This window comes from Cytobacillus sp. Hz8 (assembly GCF_042263505.1).
Classification (GTDB): domain Bacteria; phylum Bacillota; class Bacilli; order Bacillales; family Cytobacillaceae; genus Bacillus_BE.
Genome location: NZ_JBHKFI010000022.1, coordinates 23,909 through 47,399, shown reverse-complemented (window position 1 = coordinate 47,399; position 23,491 = coordinate 23,909). Strand labels below are relative to the sequence as shown.

Below are 23,491 nucleotides of genomic sequence, written 5' to 3'. Positions count from 1 at the left end.
TTGAAATCAATCCTCCTAGGCAAGAATTAGGATAAATATTTTTTGCTAAGGAGGAATTTTCTAGATAATGCAAGGGGACAGTTCTTAAAGGGGACAATCGGAAGTTTTGCGCTAAAAAAGGCACAACTAGTGGAAATTACTAGTTGTGCCTTAGCTCTTTTTTGTGCTACAAACCTAATCGCAAAATTTTTGATTGCCTGAGAAGAATGAAGTCGCGGTTACGGCCTATGGGGTTTCAATCCTTGGGGGAGCAATTTCGTTCTTCTTTGCTTCTTTTTTGGAAGGAAGCAGAGAAACGTCCCCTTAAAGCACCTTCTAATTAAATTACCCCTCAATTGCTTTATTAACTGATTCAATTGCGTGAATTACCGTCGTATCAAATAACGGAACATCTGAATCCTCTGGTTTTACTAATAATCCAATTTCTGTGCAACCTAATATAATTCCTTCCGCACCATTATCTACTAAATTCTTGATAACCTTTTTGTAATAGTTCCTTGATGAATGACGAATTTTTCCTAGACACAATTCTTCATAAATAACTTTATTTATAATATTTCTATCCTCTTGATTTGGCATCAAAACTTTAATACCATATGACTCTATTCGTGACTTATAAAAATCTTGCTCCATTGTATATTTAGTGCCAAGCAACCCAACTTTACTCATTTCTAAGTTTCGAATTTACATGGCTGTTGCATCAGCAATATGTAAAATAGGTAAACTAACTTTTTCTTCAATATATCCAACTACTTTATGCATTGTATTTGTACAAATCACGATAATTTCAGCTCCTGCTTGTTCTAAAGAACGAGCAACATTTCCTAATAATTTACCTGCACTTTCCCAATTACCTTCTGCCTGATAACGTTCTATTTCTTCAAAGTCTACACTGTATAAAAGACACTTGGCTGAATGTAAACCACCCAATTTATTTTTCACTTCTTCATTTATAATACGATAATATTCTAGTGATGACTCCCAACTCATTCCGCCAATAAGACCAATAGTTTTCATAAATAATCCCCCAATTTTAAATATACTGAAGCATACTGCTAATAAATACAAATTACAACAATGAAATTGCATATAAGTTTTTAATTTTCATCCATGTTCTTTTATCTATTTCAGAAACAATAACGGTCTTTCGACTTAGGCGTAGTTGCTCTGTTCCCAAACTAATACCCACCCCTGTAATTGTACCCCCAATACCTGCAGCAATCGCAGGTAAGTTAGAACAAGGAGATTTCCTAAGTATAAACCAATGCTCACTCCACAATTAATCGTAATTGCTATAGATCCCCACTTTTTCATCTTATTTCTACACTAATTTGAATATTTCGTCAACAAAGTAGTTTTTGAAGATCGGATCGTTAAAAAGTAAAACCCAAAAATGCTATTATTTCAACATTCCTGGGTTTTAATTTTGGTGGCAATAATCACCAATATAAAAATCACTTTATTTAAACCAGAATCATAAGGAGGCTGATTTTTGGATAGATCCTTAAATCCCTTCCACTTTCCCATAATCCATCTCATGATAAAAATCCATATTCAAAACATCGATCCGCTAATAACGAATAGATGATTCCACTATCTTCTTTCTGTTAAATTCACATTTTCTATTTCAAAAGCCAAACAATTCAATCAAACGTTTGATTAATACAGCCAAAAGAAAGAAGCAGATCTTCTAATTTACGATCCGTGTCCTTTCCTTTTAACATTTCCCCTATTAGAATGTGCCGAGTAACCTTCCTTTCTTCTAGATTTAACTTTTAAAATCAAAACAAAAATAAATAAACTTCCTCCAACTATCCCTGTTATCATTTGATTGTCCGTTGAAAAATTCACAATGGTAATAATCAAAATACATATTGCACCTACAAGTGATACGTTTTCTTTTAACATCGAATATCCCCTTGAAGGGACACAGGACGGAACATCCTGTTCCACCATTTTTCCACTTTTCTATATGTGTCATATAAAAGCGGCCAAAATTTAAATTGTTTTTCTAAGCAGCCTTTCCTGCACTCTCTTGTTAAAACCCATTTTCTTGAAAGACAACCCTCATCAATTCAATCCCTATTAGATACAATAAACCAACACATATGCTTATTCCTAAAGATATTCTCCTCATTGTTCCTTTTTCACAAAGATAAGAAAAAAGCAGGGATAAAATAACTCCACATATCATTAATATCCGAAAAGTCGTGACACCTATTGTAGTTACTGAAGTGATATAACCGAAAAAAAGCCCTACCATTAATATGATAATGATAAGTGATATAGCCCCAAAATAATTTTTCATGTTTCCCCATCCTTTTAATCCGTATAAAAAAATTTTATAAAATTTTTCCATTTGATACAACAGAAAAATTAATGCAAGGGGACGGTTCACTTTATAGTAAAATGTAAAAAAGGTTTAAAGGAGGATAAAGAAATGAAGGCTGTTATTCAAAATGAATATGGTGGAACCGATGTACTTTCATATACGGATATTGAAATGCCCAAAATAGGAGAACATGAAGTTTTAATAAAGGGATCTTATACGAGTGTGAATTATGCTGATATTAAAACACGTTTAGGTAATAAAGGAAAAGGAAATTTTCCTTTAATCCTTGGATTGGATGTAGCAGGAACAATAGAAAAAACTTCCCCTAATTCAACCTTTTCAAAAGGAGAACGGGTAATAGCTTTTCCTAAAAATGGCTCATATGCAGAATATGTAGTTGCCAATGAGAAATTGGTTTTTAAAATTCCAGATAATCTTTCATTTGAACAGGCTGCAACAATGCCGACAGTATCTATTTTATCTTATATCCTACTATATGAAATTGGACAAGTACAAAGAAGAGATACTATTGTTATACACAGTGCAGCTGGTGGCGTAGGTTCGATGCTTGTACAATTGGCAAAATTAGCTGGTGTTCAAAAAATTATAGGCACAGTTGGAAGCCTAAATAAAGCAGATTATGTTAGAAAATTAGGAGCAGATATTGTTTGTACTTATGATACTTTTACCGAGGAAGTATTAATGCAAACAAATAATAAAGGAGCTAATATTAGCTTTGACTCGGTTGCAGGTGAAGTCACCAGTAAGAGCTTGGAGTGTCTGGCTTTATATGGGACCCTTGTACAATTTGGCAATAGTAGTGGTAATGCCGGTACATTTAAAACAAGCGATGTTCATAGCAGTTGTAGGAATATAAAGGGTTTTAGCTTAGGAACAACTCGAAAACAGGATCCTGAACGATTAGCACCTGTTGCAGAAAAAGTCTTGGAGCTATTCGCTTCGAAAAAAATTTCTATTTCCATTGCTCAAATATTTAATTTAAAGGATGCGGCAGAAGCTCATAAACTAATCGAAAGCCGAAATTATGAAGGGAAAGTATTGATTAAAATTTAAAGAAGCTATGGGGACGGTTCTTTGCTTCCATCCAAACAAAAAGGAAGCAGAGAACCGTCCCCAGCTTCATGTCTCCGATTTTATGAGGTTTGCAATCAAAATATATCTTTTAGGTGCTGAACCGATATAGTTGAAAGGATAACAGGTGGATACTGTAAGCGTAGCTCTTGGCTTAGGGACGATAATTGTTCGATCATTTTTGTCAACAATCTTCGTCTTTTTCACCTTGTAAGTGAATTTTCCCGCAGATGTTTGAATAATCAACTGGTCTCCTATTTTTATCTCCCCAAGCCTGCGAAAAACAGTATCTCGATGTCCCGAAAGGACCGTGTTGTCATTTTCACCTGGAAGCACACTTTTCGCATAATGACCGACACCCTTTTCCAGTTCATCCTCATCCGAACCATGATAAATAGGAAGAGTGGACTTTAACTTTGGAATTTCTAGTTGTCCTATTTCATCCCCTATTTTTGGCCTCGTTGGGTAAAGCTTGTCTGTCTCCACCTTTTTATGAGACACAATTACTTTATTGGTTTTATAAAGATAGTAGCCCTTTGCAAGCTTATAAGCATTAGTGGTAGTAAACCAAAACCCTAATCCTGCAATCAAAGAAATGGCAATGACTACAATCCAGATTTTCCTTTTTTTCATGAAGCTCGTCTCACATATCTAATTGCAAATAGAGAGATTATCATTAAAATCAATCCGAACATCATTTTTGTAAAATAATTTCCTGCCGTATCTGGAAGTTTCCCTCCGTTTTCCGTCTTCACTTCATTGATTTTCACGGTTGTATGGTCAATGTCCTTGCCAATATCTTTAATAATTTCGGAATCAACTGTATCGCCCTTCAGAATGATATCAGCCAGGAAATCCCCTTTTAGGTTATATACATCTATCTTCACACTCGCATTAACGAGCTCAGTCATATACATTAGATCTACTATTGATATTTTTTCTTCCTTTTTTCCTTTAATCAAGGTAAAATCCAATTTCAATTCAAAGATAGAAAGCATTTCATTAAACAAAGACATTATTTTTGCTGTTGTTTCTGGTGTTAATTCATCGATCGTATCGAAATCACTTATATTTTGCATTTCCTCTGATATTCTAGTTAACTGATTAAGTGTTTCTTCAGAAGAAAGTTCCTCCTCCAAGCCTTCAAGATGCTTTTTGACACGTTCTTGTTCATCTTTACTAAAATCAAGTTCACTTTCCAAAGTACCGAGAAGAAGATCAAAAAACTCCTCTTCCATTTCAACAGGAGCGGTATTATAAAAATCGATCGTATCTTCTAGATCTTTGATATAGATGTAATCTTCCATCACTTCATCATTTTTATCCATCAACCCTTGGAGATCTTCCAAAGTCATGTTATATGAGATCAATGTATCGTTCAGATTACTATAATCAGATACTATAACAGGTCCTAAATAATCAGATAATTCCTGCATACTAGCAAAATCCTTTAATTCTTTTTCACCCCTCATGAAAAGGGCTACTTCAATATCATCCTTCGTTACCTTAAATCCCCGCTTTTGACTTACATCCTTTAGATAGTTTTGAAGATCTGTCTCAAAAGAAGACATGCTCCCTGCTTCAAAATAGGCAGGAAAACTAGCGAGCAATACTGATAATACAATGAAACTACTGATAATTTTCTTCATCCATTTCCTCTTTCTATTCAAATTACCTGGAATGTATAAAATCCGTGTTAACCATATTATATATGCAAAAATAGGAACAATAATAGCTTATTATTTTTTCCAAATTTGAAGCTAGGAGACGGTTCTTCCAAATTTATTGTAAAATTCATACAACTGTGTTACGTTTTCATCTATAAGGCATACATGTTTCTGAAGACATGGAAAAAACTCCAATATATGAAGTCTTTCCTAAAAAAGGTTATACAGTGGATTAAATTATTATTGAAAAAACACTTGAGCCGGGAAGTACGTTTGCTTTGAGAGTACCTTTAAATATTGTTTCAAACGTACTCCATATATCATTATTCGAACACAAAGTATCCAAAACAAAGATATCATGGATTTGTTGATATCAAGAGCAACGGGAGAAACACAGTGAATCAGGATACAATATCTCTTTAAGTTCCAAGGGGTTTTTCAATATCAAAACTTGGCAATTAGAAAATCTTTAAACTTTATTGTTGAAGGTTATGCTAACACAACAATACGAAACTAAGGAGCATAACTTAATCTCTAAAAATTGTATTGAGGAGTAACGAAAGAATGAATAAAAATATACATATTATATTAATTTTATTATGTGATGCTGTATATAATTTTTTGTTTGGAAGTGAGTTTTATTTTAATTTATATATTTTTGACTTTATCAATACAATCTTACTTTTAATAATTGTTATTTTATTTTTTATTATCTCGATAGTATTAACCTTCATATATTCTAAAAAATATAAAGGAGAATTATTAAGCGTTCTTTTGTGGTTAATTTTATTAATTACAGGACTTCCAATGGTGGCTTTAATATTTTTAAATAGTATTTCTTATTTTGAATAATTAAGAATAAGTAAATAATTGTAACGGAGTAAAAATAGTAGGTAAGATTAACCTACTATTTTTTATTGGTGTATCCAGTATGAGTGTAAATATATGGGGAAACGGTAAATATCTAATCTGTGACACGATCTTCATAAAAGACTAGTTAATCATTGAATGAGTGTTTTTGCTAACTACATTTTGAGCCCCTTCGCAATTTGATACTGGAAAACATGGAATGTATTTACACATGGCCCCTAGAGGTTTAATTTTGCTTGAAAGGCGATATACAAAGGTGTTTCAAGTAGGAAACGAACCTATCATACCTATCACTCCAAATCAAGACGTGTTCTAACTGGAAATGAAGTGGCCTAAGATTTCGTGATTGGAGTGGCTCTATTTGCATGATCAAATACAGAGAGTTTAGAAGTTTTTTGCCAAAGGTGATTCAGAGTAAATAAAGCAGATATAGGAAAATAGATTACATTCTTACCCAAGATACCTGACAGATAAGTAAAGTATAACCTTCTTAACCTAATTAATAAGAAGTTGAACCATCAGAAGTCGCGGAGAACATAGAACTAATTGGTCCTTTCAGGAAGAAGCTAGTGGACGGTTCTTCACGGCCCGTCACCTAACTGTCTACGCTTAAAGACTAAAGTTACCTTTAGCCCTCCAAGACTCCTCGCTACGAGCGAATGGCTAGTTCTTACTCTACGGGAATCCCACCCGCTATATGGTACGACCTATGCTCGGCCGCACACCTGCCCGTTCATACAATAAGAAAAGCTGCCTGTTCTGACAGCTGAATCTTCCTTTTAAACACCCTTTGTTTTAGAAGAACTCTTATTCAACTCCTTGTTTGCCAAAACCTATTTTTATTGTACGAATGGAAGAGGGCAAGTAAAACAACTTCTCCTTTGCCCCACATTTAGAAGGATATAACCTTAATTAAACTTCATTTATAAAAAATAGATACTTGTCTAGAATATTTTAGACTCTTGTCCAAACATAAAGTGAATAACGGAATATATTAAAGTATGAAAACCCAAAGGAGTGATATGATCAATGAGCAAAGTATGGAGAAATGAGGAAATTTTTGGAGGAAAAAAAAGGCGCAGAAAGGATTCAAACAAAAATGTTGACGTTGAAATTGACAATGATCTAGAAGCAGAAGCTAGAGCAGACAGTGAGGCAGAGAATGAAACGGATGTTGCAGTGAAGGACAAAAACACAAACATTGCAAGAGCTAGTGTCAATAACAGTGGAAACGCAAAGTTAGATTTTGATTTGGATATCAGAGTAGATAGTGACTCAAGAGCAAGGGTACGTGCCAGATCTGAAGCTGATTCCGATCAGGAACAAGATCAAGATCAAGATCAAGATCAAGAAATCGATTTTTAAAATCAACCTCCCTATTTTGGGCTAAGGGGCTGTCCGAAAAGTGGAATTCCTCTAAACTGTAGTAATCAAGAATGCTGATATATCAAGGTTCTGAAACATGAAAAGGGGCATCCAAAAGTCGAAAATACGACTTTCTGGACAGCCCCCTTAATGTAGAAATAGAAGGAAGAGTTCAAATGGAGAAACCTGTAGAAAACAAACTTCGTTCAACGGTTAATCACAGTGGAAATTCCGATGTTGACTTAAATCTTAAAATAGAAATCGATACAAAAGCCATTGCGTACGGGATGCTATGTAGTTTATTTGCAAAAGGAGATTTGACTGAGTTAGAATTGGAAAAGGCCATACGAAAACTTGACAATTTAATTGAAAGAGATAGAAATAAAAAGAGAAATATTAATTATTATGACAGTAGGCCCAAGTCATTTAATTTTTCTGAGCAACTTCATAGAAAAAGATGGATTTAATCCCATTAATTAAATAATATATTTCCTTTTTAGGATATTGTTTACGAGCTCAAGATTTCAAATGAACGAGGCTTTAATTTATATGCAGATAGATGAAGTCAGCAATGATTTGCTGGCTTTTTTAATAGGATGGCTCCCTATTAAATTTCTGGTTGGGGTGAGGAAGCTTTCCCTTTCAAATAGATAAAAATAGGCCCATAACCGCAAAACTATAATTTCCACCATTTCCCTCATTTCCCACCTCGAAATTTCCTTAGGAAAATTTGCAATTCTCACTTCAAAATCGATAATTCTCTTTTTTGCATAAAAAAGGGAATTATCTTTATGTTTTTCTTGCCCGGAATACAATAATTGGTAAGCGCGACTTCCTGAAAAAACTGGATGAAATGAATTTATTACCTGCACCGTTTCCACTGGAAAAATATTTATCGGATCGCGATATGCGCCACTAAAAAAAATTATACGAGATAGGCGGTCTTAACTTTGGAAATCTAAGTAGCAGACACGATGATAAAACTTTTTGGACTATGACTCGCCATGCGTGAAAGCAAACGCCGCAGTCTATCTGAAGATACATTTGTTGATCTCGTTATTTTTGCTCTTCCGATTTCTATTATAGTTTCGCGTCTATACTACGTAACCTTTAAATGGGAATGTCAATGTAATCAATGTTGTCTTCTTATACTTTGAAAAAAAGAAAAGGCGGACTTAAAAAAAGTCAGCCTTTTCCTTATTAGAATATGAACGGTGAACCCAGTAAACAAAATTCCTCTGTATGAAAAAACTTGGTGACCATGGATACAAGTTAATATAATATATATCCAATATCGACTCTTACATCTTTTTTCTTAGCTGCCTATTATGCAGTTTTGAAAAAATGAGAAGTGTAAGTATTGAACCAATGAATGCCAGCAGCATATCCCACTGTGAATCCCAGATATCGCCCTGCATTCCTAAAAAATCTTTAGAAGTCTTTCCACTCTTTGTTATCACGGAGAATAGCCATTCACTAATTTCATATAAGGCAGAAAGAGCAAGAGTCATACTTAAAGTGGCCGTAAATAACCATTTCCCATTCGTTAGTGGGGAAGTACGAATTAATATTTCTCTTATCACAATCGCAAACAAACTTTTTAGAACGTGCCCAAACCGATCATAGTGGTTCCGCTTAAGATCGTAATGTTCTTTTATCCAATTAAAAAGGGGGACCTTTGAGTAAGTATAATGGCCGCCGATAAACATAATAATCGCAAGAATTGCAATAATAATATACGAAAGTGTGGTAAGGCGAAACCTTTTGTATGTAGCTATTGCAAAAATCAGTAAAATAACGGCAGGTAGTACTTCCATTGTCCATATCAAATATCCTGCCGGTTGAATCGCAGACCAAATAAATACTCCAGCAACAAGCAACAGCAATAATAAATCAATCGTTGCACCTTTATCTCTTTCCAACATTTTTCACTCCTGTAAGAATAAATACTTATATTGACAATCTTTATGAAGGAATAACTTTTATCAATATGACTTATAATGTCTCACTTTTTTTAAAAATATGCGGGTGTAAATTGGAAAGGGAAAATGTAAATGAATGGAGTAGAAGACTGATTTAAAGAGGATAGGACCAAAAAATGATTTTAACATAAGGAACAATCGCTGCAATGTGAAAATATAGAAAAAGCCAATTAAGTGAAACTTCCATCAGTGGGGGTTTTCTTCATCCCCCATTGATGGTTAGTTGAACCAATCGGACCTTTACGGGCAGTTGATCCCCCACCTATCTTCTTTGCATACGCAGAATCTTGAGGTGGGGGTCTTACTGCCCGTTAAGGCGGGATAAAAGTGTGGGCGCCATTTAAGTGCCCCACTTTTGTTAGCTTTTTCTAATTGAAATAAACATGTGCTATAAGAAATGATGACGGATAGTCAGACTTTATTGTTCAATTGCGCCGCCGCTCTGGGAGACTACTTTTGCAGAATGGAAATTTGCCAATCGCACAGCTTCAAAAATTGTCATTCCTGCAGCTAAACCGCATAGGAAAGCTCCGCTATGTGAATCTCCTGCACCAATGGTGTCAACAACTTTTACTTTCTCTCCGGGAACAATCCCATCATTCGCACCGTCATTATAATAGGTGCCATTTGCGCCCAATGTAACCAATACAATATCATTTGTTTTTTTCTGCAGTTTATTGGCAGCGCTTTCAATATTATCGCATTCCGGTGCCAATAACTTTATTTCATCAGCATTGCAATGGATGATTGTGTCACTTGTAAGTAATCTTTGGAGTATCGATTTTTTTAAATGACCGACTCTTGGGCTTGCGTCAAATAGGATTTTGCTTCCTACTTTTTTCATAGACAACGCATCCAGAATCACTTCACCAGATTTTCCTTCAAGTTCATAGCCGGATACATAGAAATAATCATAATCTTTAATGTTTATTTGTTCAAACCAATGGGGCTGCCACTTTGTTTCAACTCCGGGAATAGTCAAAAATGTGCGTTCTCCGTTTGGTTCCACAAGTGATACATCCCATCCATTGTCACCGTCTTGCACACTTAATACAACTGGAATCTGCTTTTTTGCAAACTCTTTTTTTATGATTTCTGCGTAATTTCCATTGCCTACAGGCGCGAAAAGCACATTTTTAATGCCTAAACTTTCGACTGCCTGACGGACATTAAATGCGGATCCGCCAACAACAGTTCCCTGTAATTCTCCTGTTATATCCTCACCGCTTTTTGGCAGGACGGGTACATTAACAAGTACGTCAATTACAGCAGCGCCAATGATTAATATTTTTTTTTCTGAAGTAAATTTATTCATGATTTGACTCACCCCTGCCAATTGAATTAATAGCCCAGAACACGATGATGGCTAGTATCCCGCTTAAAAAAACGCCCAATGAGTTATCTTTAAAAATTCCCTTTGCGAAGGGGCCGGTCCAGACTGCATTATTTGTGAATAAAAAACCAACAATGACTGCAATGATCCATGAAGAAACGCCACGCCAGTTTACCTGGTTTTTTGAGCCCGACATCAAGATGTTTACATCGTATGCTCCGCCATTCTCACGATTAAACACGGAATCGCAAAGAAATATCGCAACCCAAGCTGCTAAACAGATTCCGAGAAAACCAAGGAATAATTGAAAATTAGCGAGAAAGTTTTCAGATACAAACAGAATATAAATCGGAATCAATATTACGATTATTCCATGAAAAGCAAGCGAAGTTTTTTGTGAGACACGAATTCCGATTGTTTTCAAATTAATTCTTGCAGAACGCAGACTGACGATACATTGTGGAACGAGCCCTCCTGCGGCGACAAGAAAGTAAACAACGCCCAGCCATGAAGGGAGTGCATGGTACATGACATCAATTGGATTGGCAGATGTTCCAAGAGTCGGTTCAACAGAACTCAATAGTACACCCGCAAACATCAGAACGAATAGAGGGACAGCTCCTCCTAAAGTTGTGCTCCAAAATACGTTTCCATTGCTTGCTTTCGGCGTTACATAAGCTCCCCAATCCGCTCCGGCCATGGACCAGCTGATTCCAGAGCCGGCAGCGACAATCGAAACGGCAGGTAGGAAACCGCTCATCCAGTTTCCACTGGGCATTGTCAATACTTGATGCCAATCTGTTTTGGCAACGAAAAAAATCATAATAAAGATTGTCAGTATGCCAAAAATGTAGGAAATCCACGTTTGCACTTTTTGCAATGTATCTTCCCGGACCAATCCTGATAGTAGAACGCAAACTGCAAAAATGATGAGGGCAACTATTGTGGATAATCCACTGGATTTAATGTGAAGGGCACTAAACATTGAGACTAGCAGCAGAGTGCCGGTAACAACATTTACGGCCAGCCATCCTACCATATTAACCCATGCAATGGCATTCGGAATTTTATTGCCCTGAATCCCGTATGTTGCCCGTGACATTTTAAAAGTCGTAATTCTAGCTTTTTTGCCAATCGTAGCGACCCATCCGACTACTAAGAAAGAAAATGCCCCTACTAATGATGCAAGCGATGCCTGGAAGAAACTTAAATGATAGCTTACGATTAAAGCTCCATATACGATTCCCATGATTCCAATATTTGCAGCAAACCAGTTAAAGAAAAGACCCCATGGCTTTACGGTTTGTTCAGATGCCGGTACAATGATTTGTTCTTCATCATCCATCATTTTTTCCTCCTCTAATTTAAGAGTTTGTTAGTTTGTCTTGTTTCTAAAATTCATGATTTGATCGGCATAATAAGGAATATGATACTGTGGGTTTTCTGAATCAATTAATTCTACCCATTCTGGAGGGATTAATGAAAATCCCTGCTTTGCTCCGCAGATGGCTGTTGCCATTGCTCCAATTGTGTCTGTGTCGCCGCCAAGATTGGCACAGAACAAAGCACATTCATGGACATTACGTGTATAATAGGAAATTGAAACCGCAGCCGGAATAGATTCACTAGCCATTGTCCCAGTACCGATTAGATTGTAAATTGCTTGAGAAAACCCTTCTTCATCGTATTGATACCGTTTGGCCAGTTCTATGCCAAGCTTAACTCTTTCTTTGCAGGAGGCATTCCAGGTGGGTGCCCCCAATTTTTTGGCTTGGTCGCCGACTGATAGGGCATATTTAATAATTTCATCCCATGTTTTATCTTCAACGGCTGCACTAACAGCTCCGGCAACTATTGCAGCTCCGGAAATGGCAACATCTGATGAATGGGTAACTTTTGTAATGTCAAATACCATCTGCACCAATTGGTTGCTATGAAGTGTGTCAAATAGGCCGCCTATTGGCGAAATACGCATTCCTGCCCCGTTTGTTTCTGCTTTTTTCGTAATATCAAGCGGATCCCTTCCTTCTTCAATTGCAAGGAGGGCAGCCTTGGAACTAGGCCCCAAAATATTGTTTTCAAACGCATCAATTTCTTCTGCCCATTTTTGGAGATGGTTCACAATGATTTGTGTATTGGGTACGAAACGGTTTTCGATTAAAGCATCTAAAATAACAAAGGCCTGATTTGTATCATCTGTGTATTGACCTTTCGTAAAATTCAGGGCAATATCGTTTGATTTTGGACCGTCCAAGAAAGTTGTAATCTTTCCGTCAAAATGGTCATGGATTTTTTGAATCGGCCACAGTTCTGAGGGCATCCCCATCGCATCGCCGATTGCCTGTCCATATAAAATACCTAAAATTTTGTCTCTTTTACCCATGACGAACACCTTCCAATTTCTATATTCCTGTTACAAATTTAAAATTAGCGTCATTGCTATAAATAACTTTTACCCGCTCTACCAAAGTTCCGCGATCGGAAAGCACGGTTCCTTCTACCATTAGCAGCGGCTCTGAATTTTCCATATTAAAAAGCCGATTTTCATCTTCAGACGATAGGATCGCGTGCACGCTTAGATTTGCGGTACTAGGATAGACATCATAATTTGTCCGAATCGTATCGTAAAGAGAATGGGTTGCAAAATCATTCTTATCCAAATTGGGAAATTGATGAAGATCCAGCAATGACTGATCGATTGTCAGCCAGGTAACGGCCCCTTCAATATTTGCCCCCCGTAATCTGCGCAGTTTAAAGATTCTCTTTCCCTGCTGCTGGAGCACCTCCTGTGATAATATTTTTGTTACGGTATCACCACCCATTTTTCGGACATAATCTGAAAAACCACTAAAATTGAACATATTAATTTTTGGGCTCTTTGCATTTACAAAGCTGCCTTTTCCATGCACTTTGTAAATAACACCGGATTCCTCCAATTCTTTTAAAGCTTTCTGAATAGTAGTACGGGTAACATTATATTTCTTGCTCAGCTGGGTTTCGCTCGGAATCTTATCATGGATGCTATAATTTCTAAAAATATCAGATTGTATATCGTGGCTTATTTGCAAATAAACCGCCTGGGCACTGTTAAATTTCATAATACCTCCTATGTTGACTAGTTGAGTACTCAAGTTTAAAGTAGCATTGTAAAAACATTTTGTCAACGCTTACAATTAAAATTGCAAATAATTTTAAAAACTTGTGAAGCTAGAGGACGGTTCTTCGCTTCCTTCCAAATAAAAGGAAAAAAAGAAACTTCTCCTGCTTCTAAATTAGTTTATTGATAAGATTCGTTTGAAATATTTTGTAGGACAAGGTACCCCTTGTCTCTTCCTGAGGGAAAAATTATCAATTTTGCTTTAAACCTACTCTTACTTCTCCATCATGAAATATTTCAATGACATATCCTGGAAACAGTAAAAATATCCATGTATCAAAGCTTACAGCAGCAACATCATCAATAGCCCAATTACTTGTTCTAAAGTAGATTAAATTATTGGTAATGTTCCTTCGTCCCAAATTACATAAACAACATTACTATATTCACCCATGTTTTGAAGGAGATTATCTCATCGACTGTATTTACTTCAGTATGATTAGACACTTTCTCCCTTTCAATACGCCCCCACTCAACAAATGGAAATAAACTTTCAAGATTACTTAATACTTGCTCTCTATTATTACCGGAATAGACATGAACATCCTCACCTAAAGCTTCAATACACTCATCAAATAAACTCATCCAAATTCCCTTTATCTATTTAAATATTTTAATAAAGATTTAAATGTGCTTTCATTACCCTCAAGCGGAATAGCGATTTGATCATGCCTCAACATTCTATCAACTAAAAAGAAGAGCCCTACAGAGACTTACTCTCCATAGAGCTTTTTCTTTTAATCTATGAATCAATTAGGGTTATTGGCATTTTTTAGCAGAATGAGGGACCTGTCCCCTTTTCCCTTCTCACCATTGACCTACAACCTGCTATTTATTGCTCCCATGCCTGTTAAAATAGTTTTAGCATCGCTATTCAAATAGGCGATCACATCATCTCTCAAAAATAACTTTGCATTTTCCTTAAGCATTAACTTAATTCCTCTTAAATCAAATTTATATGCATATGCATTGACAGCATTGATAATTGATAAATCTTTTCTAGATAGTAGTTTAACTCCCAATTGTTCTTGTTCATTTAAAAAATTATAAATTTCCCTTGCATTACTTTTAAGTAATTGTAGATTCTCTTGTAATATGCTTAAATTCCCCTCGATATATTTCCTAGCAGTAACGAAATCTAGATCTTCAACACTTTTATTGATATTATCAATTAACTCCGCAGACTTCATCCAAACATCTCTCCTATTATTTAAAACGTTCATTTTTATAAGAAAAGTATACCACTATAATAATTAATATAAAATGTTTAGGAACTGAGCTAACTTTGGAAAGAAGCTAGGGGACGGTTCTTCGCTTCTTTCCAACAGATAAAAAGAAGCAGAGAAACGTCCCCTGCTTCTTTTAAGCTATGAATCAATTAGGGTTATTGGCATTTTTCGGTGGGACGAGGGAACCTGTCCCCTTGTCCCTTAATTATAATCACTACATCCTCTTCACACGAATGCATTAAAAACGTAGTCACATTGTCCTTGACAAAATATTTAGGGTGGATAAAGTTTTTCGTCTTCAAGTCAATTAATTTTATTGAATAATTTGAAAATACACAATTTACTTTAACAGTAGTATTACTTGGAATATACAAGACATAACAATCTTTTGAAACTGCTTTAGCAAATCGAACCTGCTCATCAACATCCATCAGTAAATCATTGCAGGGCTCCAGTTCAGAAACATCAAACAACTCTAAGATATTTCTTAAGTAGCCATAATCCCAAGCTCCCGGTAATTTCAAAGCATCCTGCCACAATAATGGCAAATCGAATGCTTCCCCTGCAGCAGAAGAGTAGTTACTGTCTATTTCTTGCCAGCTCCAAATGCCGTGGGCACCATAAGTCACACCAGCGCAAGCACCTGATAAAACACTTTGCCAGGCTGCCCTTCTAGTATCTCTTTGTGAAAATCTTCCATAAACATTACGGCTGTAACCCATTTGTTCATAGCAAGGTTCAGAATTAATAACTGGCTTCTTAGGTGATAGATCATGGAAAACCTTTGCTAAATAATACGGCATATTTAAAAAAGAGCTGTTATGACCGGATTGATACAGATATAAATCAATTTTTTTTGCTAATTCTTCTGGGATTTCTTCTAATCTGCCTCTAATATGTAATGTTTTTAAACAATCTTGAGCGTTTTCAGAGAGATAATCCAAAGCACGTTCATACATTTCCTTCGTTTCATCTGTAGGGAAATCAGTATCGCCACTAACTAAGTAAATTGGAGAAAATTCATTAAAAGCAGCAACAACTCTTTTTAAATAGCCCTCTAAAAAGGAGATTGGCATCACATTTCGATTATCCATTTCACTTGCCCATGTTCCTGGTACATAATTCGACCATAAAACGACAAGTGCTAATGAGAAGCCCTCTTCTGTTGCAATCTGTGACATTTTACGAGCACGTTCAAAATATGCATCATCAATATTTGTAAAATCGAATTTTCCATTTTCATCCATAGCAAATGGTAACATATCAAATGAACCGATACTGCGGTCCCATTGTGGCAGAATATTAATTTGAAGTGTGTTGAATCCTTGAGATTTTCTCTTTTTCAAATAATAAACCCATTCCGTTTCTTCAATACTTGTGAAGGCACTCCAGCAAGTATCAGCTAGATAGAAAAATGGTTTTCCATCTTTTAGCAAAGTACGTTTATTTTCATTTACTGTTAGCATTTTTTCATCCTTTCTTGCAAATTAAGGTAGAACGAAATTTATAACGTTCTACCTCAACAGCAATTTTTATTTGTTTTATTCAAAATCGATTGTTGGCTCTCTCCATTTAAGAAGAGCTTCTTGATAAAGCATTTTCAGCATTTTTGTGCCATTTTGCATAACTGGTTGTCCATGAGCAGGTAAAAGAAGTTCACATTCAACATGATAAAGCTTTTGTACAGTTTCCCAATACAATTGAGCATTAAAATCGTTTCCGCCTTCCCAACCTAGGTTGACAGTTTGGCAGTCATTTTTCACACTGATTACATCTCCTGCAAAAATGACAATTTTGTCTTCTTCTTCAATTTGGAAAAGAACTGAACCATCAGTATGCCCAGGTGCATGGATCATTGTCACATCAACACCGTCTAAGTGAAGTTTATCGCCATCTTTCACTCGAATATCCACAGGACATGGAATATACTCCTCTCTTTCAGGGAAGGGTGAGAAGTCAACAATGGCATCTAAATCTCCATTTTCGATGGCATCTGCATCATCTTCGTGCGCAATAATAACTGCACCATTATCCCTTAAGTATTTTGCATTTCCAATATGTCCCTGGTGTTTATGCGTTAATAAAACATTCGAAATCGGATATTTATCTAGCCCCCACAAAGCAAGCGTTTCTTCAACAATTTTCCAATCTGTAGTTGTCTCAGCCGCATCAATAATAATAATACTTTCTTTTGCTTTGATAACATAGATATTCGCAATATTTGCATACATGCCGCCTAGAACTTGATATATATTTTTTGTTATTTGCATTATTCAATTACTACTATGAGCTTCTAGCAGTATTTCTCCTTTCAGTTTTGATAAATTAAATTAGTCTTCAAATTATTGAGTAATAACTGGTCTACGTGAATAATCACGATCTAGATTCAGTCTTGCTAATAAGTATGCTCCTGTGAACATCTTTTCAGCCTTACGCATGCAGATTTCTCCATGGCCTGGCAATAAAATATCTGCCTTAGTACCTGAGATTTTTTTCATGCTTTCAATATATTGATCAACATTATAATTTAAGTCACCACTCCAACCGAATGCAGCTTTGTGAACCAATACTGTCATTAAAACAGCATCGCCACTAAATACCACCACTTGATTATCAAGTGTAACTTCATAAAGAACCGACCCATCAGAATGTCCAGGAGTATGGGTTGTCTTAATCATTACACCGTCAAGTTCAATAACACTTGCATCCTCTACAGTAGTATCGACTGTAAAATCTTCTACTGATCCAAAATCAAGATATCTGTATTCACCTATATGAACTCCACCAAGCTCAATATTCTTAGCTGCAGATGAATGAGCAATAACTTTCGCTCCATTTTTCTGCCAGAATGCAGCATTACTAATATGTTCATAATGCTCATGAGTTAGTAAGACATGCAAAATTTTCTTATGGTTCAGACCCCAATAGTCAATTTTTGACTGAATAATTTTCAGATCTTTTTCGCCAAGACCAGCGTCAATCAAAATAAGAGAATTTTCTGCTTCAATTACATATACATTTTGATGAGAAGCATACATATTTCCACATACTTGATAAAGGTGAGGCAATAATTTCATAATTCTACTCCTTTTAGATTCCTAGTATGGATTAAAGAATTCCGATTAAACTTAACGCAAAGCTTAATACAACAATTCCAAGCATGATGTAGTTCATGTTCACTTTTTTACGTAATAAAGCAAAGCATCCAAATGTAGCTGCTAACGGAAGCAATCCTTTGAAGATATCATCAAGAATTGTTTGTAATTTATATTCCATTCCACCTAAAGTGAAATGTAATGGAGTTGAGATACCAACAACTTGAAAAATCATTGCACCAACCATCATTAAACCTAAAATACCAGCTGCTTTTGTAATGATTTGGATAATGCCATTCTCATAAGCTTGTTTGATGTATTTCACACCAAGTGAATAACCTAAAAATGTACCATAATAACGAGCTGCAATTGCAGGAATGTTGTAAAGTACTAAGAACAAGATTGGTCCTAATATTGAACCCTCTTTGGCAAATGAGATACCAATACCAGCTGCGATAACACGGAAAGTACCCCAGAAGAATGAATCACCAATACCAGACAAAGGTCCCATTAAAGAGGCTTTAATCGCATTGATTGAGTATACATCGAAGTCCTTTGATTTAGCATGTTGCTTTTCCATAGATGCTGCAATACCAAGCGGGAAAGTAAAGATTGCTGAAGTGATATTGAAGTAGACCGCATGACGTTTCATTGCTTCAATACGTTCTTCTTTAGTTTTGTAATAACGATTAATTACAGGAAGCAAAGCGTAAACAAAGGCAATAGCAGACGCGCGCATTTGATTCCATGATCCGAAGATTGCAAATGATCTCCAGAACACTTTACGAAGCATTTTTTTATCTTCTTTTGATAAAGTTGTGTTTTGATTATCATTAGTCATTGAAAAAATCCTCCTCAATATCTTCAGGTGTTGCAGCTGTTGTTGCTACTGCTTGTTTTTTATTTCCTTCGATGCTGTTAAATGCTGTAAATACGGCAATAACTGTACCGATTGCGGCAATTGCAACTAGTGGCAATTTCAAGTATGCAATTAAAACAAAACCTAAGAATGTAAATGCTGCAATTCTCTTATCCCAAAGTTGATTCAATAGGATTGCTAAACCAAGTGCTGGCAACATTTGACCAGTAACTGTTAAACCATTCATAACTACGTCTGGAATGTTGTGTACAAATTCGTTTACTGCATTTGAACCAAGCATAATTCCGAAGAAACCAAGTACGAAGAATACTGCTGGTTTAAATACCATACAGATGAAGTGAACCATAATCATTCCTTTTTGGTTTCCTTCTGCGATAAACTTGTCAGCAGGACGTATAGCAATCGCTTGAAGAATGTGAATTGAGTTTAATAACACACCTGCTAAAAGTGCAATCGGAACAGCTAGTGAAAGAGCAACCTCAACACCAGAACCTGACATAATTGCAAATGCTGTACCAAATACTGACCCACTCATTGATTCAGATGGAACTGCACCACCAATTTGTGTCATACCTAAGAAGATAACTTCCAATGAAGCACCCATAACGATACCTGCATGTAAATCTCCCAATACTAAACCTGTTAATGTCGCCATAACCAATGGGCGTTTAATCATCGGATCTCCAATACCTGAATCGGAAATGATACCAATAAACATAACTAATGCAACTAATAAAGCCTCGTTAACCATTTATTTCTCTCCTCCTCATTTTGCGAGGGACTATTTTAAAAGTCCTTCAACATCTTTCTTTTGATCTGTCGGAACATTTTGGTAATAAACTGGAATACCAAATTCTTTTAATTTTAAGAAGTCTACCTTGTCTTCACTATCAACGTAGAAATTGTTACCAATTTTTTCTTTTTGTTCGTCACCCTTAACAGAGCTCATTCTTCCGAAGTTACCGATGTTGATAGCTGGAATCGCTTCCACTTCATTAGCAAGTCTGTAAGCAGTCTTAGGATTTGATACGATAACAAAAATCTTAAGCGCTGCTGCACGAGGGTCATTAATCAATGCAATAGCTTTATCTACTTCAACAATAGTAGCTTTGATATTGCTAGGTACAGCCATTTTTAAAGCCATCATTTGTGTTTCATTCTTTACTACATCATCATCTGCAACGATAATACGGTTAACATCTAATTGTTTACTCCAAACAACTGCAACTTGACCGTGAATTAAACGTTCATCAATACGCATTAGTTTAATCAAAGAAATCTTCCTCCTCATTTTCTTCTTCTAGGATACTTTTATCGAAATAAGTAATCGTTTTTTGTGCAATTTCCACGCAATCTTGAATTTCTGCAGGATTGATTTCTGGTTTAAGGACCAAATTCAACATCAAAGGAATGTTCATACCTGAAAGCAAGTAAACATTCTCTTCATTGATTAATTCCATCAAAGCATTGTTTACGCTACCTCCAGGAATATCCGTTACAATTGTAAATACATCACCTTCTGATGCGTTTGCAATGATTTCTTTTGCTGATTCAAGAATTTCGTTTACATTTTCGCCATCTTGCAGTCCAAAAGAAATAATTCCTTCATCAATGCCTGTTAACATCTTAATCGCCTTTTTCATTCCATGAGCTAAATCACTATGAGAAGCTAAAATAAACTGATTCACTCTATGCACATCCTTTTTCAATTTATGGCTCTATTTTCAAGTGGATTATTTTACAATCAATTCCTTTTTTGTCTTTATTTGGATTCAACAATTGCAAAATAACTGTGCTTCAAGCTTACAAAACTCAAACTTATGCTTCTATGGACTATTTTCTATTAACTAAAACTACTATTTTATTAAGAAAAACAGATAAATCGTTCCATAAAATAGCTTTTTTCGTTACCCCTATCAACTTTTATAGAAAAAAATGTGATGCCAGATACTCTTTTTAACATATTAATGGATAATTTCGATATTGACGCTTCTTAATTTTGTAGCCAAAGAAAGTGAGTGGCCGACATTTACCAACGCATCTTCAAAAGTAGACCAAAAAACATCGGCGGTCTTTCTTTATCAATGAAATTGAGAACATTGAAATTGTTCATCTCAATTTCAACCGGAGATTTTGTACCATAAAATCTTTCGTTTGCTGTTTGTGAATACATAATGCGCTCGGATGCAAAACTTAAGTCCTCTTTCTCAAACAGCAACGGATATCCCAACATTACCATGTTGACTCTTAACATATCATTCGTAGCATTTAACTTTTGGACCTAGATCCGGGTGATTCCATTTAGTTGCCATCTGCAAAGCTAAGTGCCCTCAGGAATATTTTTTGACTGATCATCAGTGGTATACCAGAGGATAATACTATTAAACTTTAGTGCAATTGGCTTCTCTATCACTCGTAAACGCACAACCACCTCCCGGGGAGATAATCACTAAGGGCCTCTTCTTTCCGACGTTATATTCACCCAAATTATGTAAGAGATAGGTATCAAAAAAAGCTGACTCATGAATCTGAATTCTTTCATTCATGTCTTATCCCTCCCATTTATTATTCTCGATGGGTGATATCGTCTTAATTTTTGTAACCCTTTTCTTTTTTTACAAAACAAATATACCATTTAGATAAAATTTTCGCAATATAAAGCTAAAATTTTATATATTATTTTAGCTATTTTTTCACAATTTATTGCGAAATTGCTGTTTTTAGATAAATCGGCAGGCTAAAAATGGCGAAGTTTTTCCAACCATCAATAAGTCTTATCGTTGATATTGCAATGTTTTCAATTTTGAAGATCAGTTTGCATTTTTCCGTTCGATAATCAGTACTTTAACTAAATTTTTTAGTTAAAGAAGAGCTGTTTTATTTTTCTTAACGATTTATCTTTGAACAGCCTGCTTTTTCAAGTTTACCTTGTCACCTTTGAAAATAGTTTGAGAACAATATCAAGAGATTGCAAGCAAGTGCAAATAGGAGGATGGGTTTTATAAGCTATGGAGGGGTAAAATAAGCAGCAGTGCAAGAAAGTTACGTGGTTTTCGACATGCCAGAACGAAAGGGAGGGGCGGCGTCTGCCTGGGAACAGATATTTCTTCACCGCAGCCAGTGAGTGTGAGCCCTCCATCTGAAGAAAAAAGAACATGATGAAGGGCTAATTGACGTAATTTGCTGTCGAGGTGCCGATTTTCCAAAATAAATTCACGATATTTATAACCAGTTTTCGAATTATCAACCTTCTGTGGGCAAAGCAATTGAAATGAACCTCACTTCCTCTGAAAACACATTTCATTAAGCCGGTGCGCATGACTTCCTTTTAATTAATTCAGTATCAATAAATAATTTAATTTTTTCACTTTCATTATTTTCAATTTGCTTTACCAACTTTTCAACTGCAAACAGAGCTATCTTATCTTTTTTTACATTTATCGTATCAAGTTCAGGTGTTATAACTTGAGATTCCAAAATATTATCAAAACCGATGACAGAAACTTGCTCGGGAACTTTAAGGCCTAACTCTTGTAGAGATTTAATAACGCTTATGGCCATATAATCACATTCACAGAAAAAGGCGGTTGGAAGATGTTCTAAATTTTTTAATATTTTTTCTTTAAAGGATTCTTGGGATGTAACTTCAGTTGGAGAAATCGTATAAAAATTATTCTCACTTATTTTTAAGCCTTGTTCTGAAATTGCCTGCAGGAATCCTTTTTTTCTCATATCAAAGTTATACATCCTAACATCCGAAGCAACATATCCAATATTTTTATGGCCAAGTTCATACAAATGTTTCCCCGCTTGATAAGCCCCAAAAATATTGTTCATTAAAACAAAATTAACATTCAAAGTATCATAGCAGGTATCTAACACAACCAAATTGGGTTGAATTTCAGCAAAAATTTTTATTTGATCTGCTGTTAAATTTGTACCCAGCAATAGGATTCCAGCAGATTTTTGCTCCTGCTCAATTTTTATAATTTCTTCCCGTAAATTTGTAATATCCACTGAAGACACGGTAAGCGAATAGCCACTTGTAATCGTATATTTATCAATATTTTTCATTAACTCCATAAAAAATGGAAGCGCCTGATATTGCTGATTTACAATGCCGGCATTCGTACAAGCGATAAATCTTAAAATCCTTGTATCTATATTAGATGCTTCTTTTTTATTGGATGATTTTGATATATATCCGTTCTCACGAGCAATTTTTAATATTTTAGTCCTTGTTTTTTCACTTACTCCTTTTTTCCCGTTTAACGCTAATGAAACCGCTGATGTAGAGACTTCAGCGATTTTAGCAATATCTTCTATCTTCATATATTCACCATTACTCCCATTATTAAAATAAAATCATTATTATTTTACCATAAATTAATAAATTTTAGTTCATATTTTTTTAAAAAAGCTATATATACTATAGCATTAATTTATTTTTAAAGCGTAATCATTAATAGAAAAAGTAAATTTTATATAA

26 protein-coding genes and 2 pseudogenes are annotated in these 23,491 nt (G+C 35.4%); 5 read left to right on the top strand and 23 right to left on the bottom strand.

Going from position 1 to position 23,491, the window contains the following annotated elements:
* Positions 1–324 precede the first annotated feature (324 nt).
* From ACE38V_RS20020 to ACE38V_RS20010, 3 genes and pseudogenes are all read right to left on the bottom strand, one after another.
* A pseudogene (locus ACE38V_RS20020) lies at positions 325–1,017 on the bottom strand (aspartate/glutamate racemase family protein).
* Positions 1,018–1,695: 678 nt separating this feature from the next.
* On the bottom strand, positions 1,696–1,908 hold the full coding sequence (locus tag ACE38V_RS20015; protein ID WP_375844100.1) for a hypothetical protein: 213 nt from the start codon (positions 1,906–1,908) through the stop codon (positions 1,696–1,698).
* 130 nt (positions 1,909–2,038) lie between these two features.
* A complete protein-coding gene (locus tag ACE38V_RS20010; protein ID WP_375844098.1) occupies positions 2,039–2,308 on the bottom strand; it encodes a hypothetical protein in 270 nt (89 codons plus the stop codon).
* 132 nt (positions 2,309–2,440) lie between these two features.
* On the opposite strand from ACE38V_RS20010, the gene ACE38V_RS20005 reads away from it, so the two are divergent.
* On the top strand, positions 2,441–3,406 hold the full coding sequence (locus ACE38V_RS20005) for a quinone oxidoreductase family protein (protein WP_375844096.1): 966 nt from the start codon (positions 2,441–2,443) through the stop codon (positions 3,404–3,406).
* A 66-nt stretch (positions 3,407–3,472) separates the two neighbouring features.
* On the opposite strand, the gene ACE38V_RS20000 is transcribed toward ACE38V_RS20005, so the two are convergent.
* Both ACE38V_RS20000 and ACE38V_RS19995 read right to left on the bottom strand, forming a co-directional pair.
* Positions 3,473–4,057 carry a class D sortase gene (locus tag ACE38V_RS20000; RefSeq protein WP_375844095.1) on the bottom strand — a complete coding sequence of 195 codons (585 nt, stop codon included), beginning with the start codon at positions 4,055–4,057 and terminating at the stop codon, positions 3,473–3,475.
* Positions 4,054–5,073, bottom strand: coding sequence for a processed acidic surface protein (locus ACE38V_RS19995; RefSeq protein WP_375844093.1), 1,020 nt, complete (start codon positions 5,071–5,073; stop codon positions 4,054–4,056). Before ACE38V_RS19995 ends, ACE38V_RS20000 begins: the two co-directional genes overlap by 4 nt.
* 582 nt (positions 5,074–5,655) lie before the next feature.
* Between ACE38V_RS19995 and ACE38V_RS19990 the strand changes: the two genes are divergently transcribed.
* The 4 genes and pseudogenes from ACE38V_RS19990 to ACE38V_RS19975 all read left to right on the top strand — a co-directional run.
* Positions 5,656–5,943 (top strand): hypothetical protein, encoded by a 288-nt coding sequence (locus ACE38V_RS19990; protein WP_375844091.1) that lies wholly within the window; start codon positions 5,656–5,658, stop codon positions 5,941–5,943.
* A 1,047-nt stretch (positions 5,944–6,990) separates the two neighbouring features.
* Positions 6,991–7,326 carry a hypothetical protein gene (locus tag ACE38V_RS19985; RefSeq protein ID WP_375844089.1) on the top strand — a complete coding sequence of 112 codons (336 nt, stop codon included), beginning with the start codon at positions 6,991–6,993 and terminating at the stop codon, positions 7,324–7,326.
* 176 nt (positions 7,327–7,502) lie between these two features.
* Complete coding sequence (locus ACE38V_RS19980; protein WP_375844087.1) at positions 7,503–7,793, top strand: hypothetical protein; 291 nt, start codon at positions 7,503–7,505, stop codon at positions 7,791–7,793.
* Between the two features lie 371 nt (positions 7,794–8,164).
* Positions 8,165–8,317 (top strand): annotated as a pseudogene (locus tag ACE38V_RS19975) (class II aldolase/adducin family protein); the annotation flags it as partial.
* A 310-nt stretch (positions 8,318–8,627) separates the two neighbouring features.
* Here ACE38V_RS19975 and ACE38V_RS19970 read toward each other — a convergent pair.
* The 18 genes from ACE38V_RS19970 to ACE38V_RS19885 all read right to left on the bottom strand — a co-directional run bounded on the left by ACE38V_RS19970 (position 8,628) and on the right by ACE38V_RS19885 (position 23,334).
* The gene (locus ACE38V_RS19970; RefSeq protein WP_375844085.1) at positions 8,628–9,251 is read right to left on the bottom strand and encodes a DUF2238 domain-containing protein; all 624 of its coding nucleotides are present in this window, start codon (positions 9,249–9,251) and stop codon (positions 8,628–8,630) included.
* 475 nt (positions 9,252–9,726) lie between these two features.
* Positions 9,727–10,623 carry a PfkB family carbohydrate kinase gene (locus tag ACE38V_RS19965; RefSeq protein WP_375844083.1) on the bottom strand — a complete coding sequence of 299 codons (897 nt, stop codon included), beginning with the start codon at positions 10,621–10,623 and terminating at the stop codon, positions 9,727–9,729.
* Complete coding sequence (locus ACE38V_RS19960) at positions 10,616–11,986, bottom strand: purine-cytosine permease family protein (protein WP_375844081.1); 1,371 nt, start codon at positions 11,984–11,986, stop codon at positions 10,616–10,618. The genes ACE38V_RS19965 and ACE38V_RS19960 overlap by 8 nt, the downstream gene beginning before the upstream one ends.
* 30 nt (positions 11,987–12,016) lie before the next feature.
* Positions 12,017–13,024 carry an ADP-ribosylglycohydrolase family protein gene (locus ACE38V_RS19955; RefSeq protein ID WP_375844079.1) on the bottom strand — a complete coding sequence of 336 codons (1,008 nt, stop codon included), beginning with the start codon at positions 13,022–13,024 and terminating at the stop codon, positions 12,017–12,019.
* 19 nt (positions 13,025–13,043) lie between these two features.
* The gene (locus ACE38V_RS19950; RefSeq protein ID WP_375844077.1) at positions 13,044–13,739 is read right to left on the bottom strand and encodes a GntR family transcriptional regulator; all 696 of its coding nucleotides are present in this window, start codon (positions 13,737–13,739) and stop codon (positions 13,044–13,046) included.
* A 250-nt stretch (positions 13,740–13,989) separates the two neighbouring features.
* Complete coding sequence (locus tag ACE38V_RS19945; protein ID WP_375844075.1) at positions 13,990–14,160, bottom strand: CDI toxin immunity protein; 171 nt, start codon at positions 14,158–14,160, stop codon at positions 13,990–13,992.
* A gap of 1 nt (position 14,161) precedes the next feature.
* Complete coding sequence (locus ACE38V_RS19940) at positions 14,162–14,383, bottom strand: CDI toxin immunity protein (RefSeq protein ID WP_375844073.1); 222 nt, start codon at positions 14,381–14,383, stop codon at positions 14,162–14,164.
* 233 nt (positions 14,384–14,616) lie between these two features.
* Entirely contained in the window at positions 14,617–14,988 is a 372-nt protein-coding gene (locus ACE38V_RS19935; protein WP_375844070.1) for a hypothetical protein, read from the bottom strand.
* A 194-nt stretch (positions 14,989–15,182) separates the two neighbouring features.
* Positions 15,183–16,493: a glycoside hydrolase family 140 protein gene (locus ACE38V_RS19930; RefSeq protein WP_375844069.1), complete on the bottom strand. Its 1,311-nt coding sequence runs from the start codon at positions 16,491–16,493 to the stop codon at positions 15,183–15,185.
* A gap of 75 nt (positions 16,494–16,568) precedes the next feature.
* Positions 16,569–17,297 (bottom strand): MBL fold metallo-hydrolase, encoded by a 729-nt coding sequence (locus ACE38V_RS19925; protein WP_375844067.1) that lies wholly within the window; start codon positions 17,295–17,297, stop codon positions 16,569–16,571.
* A 72-nt stretch (positions 17,298–17,369) separates the two neighbouring features.
* On the bottom strand, positions 17,370–18,104 hold the full coding sequence (locus ACE38V_RS19920; RefSeq protein WP_375844065.1) for an MBL fold metallo-hydrolase: 735 nt from the start codon (positions 18,102–18,104) through the stop codon (positions 17,370–17,372).
* 31 nt (positions 18,105–18,135) lie between these two features.
* The gene (locus tag ACE38V_RS19915) at positions 18,136–18,963 is read right to left on the bottom strand and encodes a PTS system mannose/fructose/sorbose family transporter subunit IID (RefSeq protein WP_375844063.1); all 828 of its coding nucleotides are present in this window, start codon (positions 18,961–18,963) and stop codon (positions 18,136–18,138) included.
* Positions 18,956–19,753 carry a PTS mannose/fructose/sorbose/N-acetylgalactosamine transporter subunit IIC gene (locus ACE38V_RS19910; protein WP_375844061.1) on the bottom strand — a complete coding sequence of 266 codons (798 nt, stop codon included), beginning with the start codon at positions 19,751–19,753 and terminating at the stop codon, positions 18,956–18,958. Before ACE38V_RS19910 ends, ACE38V_RS19915 begins: the two co-directional genes overlap by 8 nt.
* 30 nt (positions 19,754–19,783) lie before the next feature.
* Positions 19,784–20,275, bottom strand: a complete 492-nt coding sequence (locus ACE38V_RS19905) for a PTS sugar transporter subunit IIB (protein WP_375844059.1) — start codon at positions 20,273–20,275, stop codon at positions 19,784–19,786.
* Positions 20,268–20,690: a PTS sugar transporter subunit IIA gene (locus ACE38V_RS19900; protein WP_375844057.1), complete on the bottom strand. Its 423-nt coding sequence runs from the start codon at positions 20,688–20,690 to the stop codon at positions 20,268–20,270. The genes ACE38V_RS19905 and ACE38V_RS19900 overlap by 8 nt, the downstream gene beginning before the upstream one ends.
* 341 nt (positions 20,691–21,031) lie before the next feature.
* Complete coding sequence (locus ACE38V_RS19895) at positions 21,032–21,235, bottom strand: hypothetical protein (RefSeq protein WP_375844056.1); 204 nt, start codon at positions 21,233–21,235, stop codon at positions 21,032–21,034.
* Positions 21,236–21,383: 148 nt separating this feature from the next.
* Positions 21,384–21,548, bottom strand: coding sequence for a hypothetical protein (locus ACE38V_RS19890; RefSeq protein ID WP_375844054.1), 165 nt, complete (start codon positions 21,546–21,548; stop codon positions 21,384–21,386).
* Between the two features lie 757 nt (positions 21,549–22,305).
* Positions 22,306–23,334, bottom strand: a complete 1,029-nt coding sequence (locus tag ACE38V_RS19885; RefSeq protein WP_375844052.1) for a LacI family DNA-binding transcriptional regulator — start codon at positions 23,332–23,334, stop codon at positions 22,306–22,308.
* Positions 23,335–23,491 lie beyond the last annotated feature (157 nt).

Coding starts and splice junctions, on each gene's coding strand:
- ACE38V_RS20015 (WP_375844100.1), bottom strand. CDS start 1,908: ATGTTAAAAGAAAACGTATCACTTGTAGGTGCAATATGTATTTTGATT.
- ACE38V_RS20010 (WP_375844098.1), bottom strand. CDS start 2,308: ATGAAAAATTATTTTGGGGCTATATCACTTATCATTATCATATTAATG.
- ACE38V_RS20005 (WP_375844096.1), top strand. CDS start 2,441: ATGAAGGCTGTTATTCAAAATGAATATGGTGGAACCGATGTACTTTCA.
- ACE38V_RS20000 (WP_375844095.1), bottom strand. CDS start 4,057: ATGAAAAAAAGGAAAATCTGGATTGTAGTCATTGCCATTTCTTTGATT.
- ACE38V_RS19995 (WP_375844093.1), bottom strand. CDS start 5,073: ATGAAGAAAATTATCAGTAGTTTCATTGTATTATCAGTATTGCTCGCT.
- ACE38V_RS19990 (WP_375844091.1), top strand. CDS start 5,656: ATGAATAAAAATATACATATTATATTAATTTTATTATGTGATGCTGTA.
- ACE38V_RS19985 (WP_375844089.1), top strand. CDS start 6,991: ATGAGCAAAGTATGGAGAAATGAGGAAATTTTTGGAGGAAAAAAAAGG.
- ACE38V_RS19980 (WP_375844087.1), top strand. CDS start 7,503: ATGGAGAAACCTGTAGAAAACAAACTTCGTTCAACGGTTAATCACAGT.
- ACE38V_RS19970 (WP_375844085.1), bottom strand. CDS start 9,251: ATGTTGGAAAGAGATAAAGGTGCAACGATTGATTTATTATTGCTGTTG.
- ACE38V_RS19965 (WP_375844083.1), bottom strand. CDS start 10,623: ATGAATAAATTTACTTCAGAAAAAAAAATATTAATCATTGGCGCTGCT.
- ACE38V_RS19960 (WP_375844081.1), bottom strand. CDS start 11,986: ATGGATGATGAAGAACAAATCATTGTACCGGCATCTGAACAAACCGTA.
- ACE38V_RS19955 (WP_375844079.1), bottom strand. CDS start 13,024: ATGGGTAAAAGAGACAAAATTTTAGGTATTTTATATGGACAGGCAATC.
- ACE38V_RS19950 (WP_375844077.1), bottom strand. CDS start 13,739: ATGAAATTTAACAGTGCCCAGGCGGTTTATTTGCAAATAAGCCACGAT.
- ACE38V_RS19940 (WP_375844073.1), bottom strand. CDS start 14,383: ATGAGTTTATTTGATGAGTGTATTGAAGCTTTAGGTGAGGATGTTCAT.
- ACE38V_RS19935 (WP_375844070.1), bottom strand. CDS start 14,988: ATGAAGTCTGCGGAGTTAATTGATAATATCAATAAAAGTGTTGAAGAT.
- ACE38V_RS19930 (WP_375844069.1), bottom strand. CDS start 16,493: ATGCTAACAGTAAATGAAAATAAACGTACTTTGCTAAAAGATGGAAAA.
- ACE38V_RS19925 (WP_375844067.1), bottom strand. CDS start 17,297: ATGCAAATAACAAAAAATATATATCAAGTTCTAGGCGGCATGTATGCA.
- ACE38V_RS19920 (WP_375844065.1), bottom strand. CDS start 18,104: ATGAAATTATTGCCTCACCTTTATCAAGTATGTGGAAATATGTATGCT.
- ACE38V_RS19915 (WP_375844063.1), bottom strand. CDS start 18,963: ATGACTAATGATAATCAAAACACAACTTTATCAAAAGAAGATAAAAAA.
- ACE38V_RS19910 (WP_375844061.1), bottom strand. CDS start 19,753: ATGGTTAACGAGGCTTTATTAGTTGCATTAGTTATGTTTATTGGTATC.
- ACE38V_RS19895 (WP_375844056.1), bottom strand. CDS start 21,235: ATGTTGGGATATCCGTTGCTGTTTGAGAAAGAGGACTTAAGTTTTGCA.
- ACE38V_RS19890 (WP_375844054.1), bottom strand. CDS start 21,548: ATGAATGAAAGAATTCAGATTCATGAGTCAGCTTTTTTTGATACCTAT.
- ACE38V_RS19885 (WP_375844052.1), bottom strand. CDS start 23,334: ATGAAGATAGAAGATATTGCTAAAATCGCTGAAGTCTCTACATCAGCG.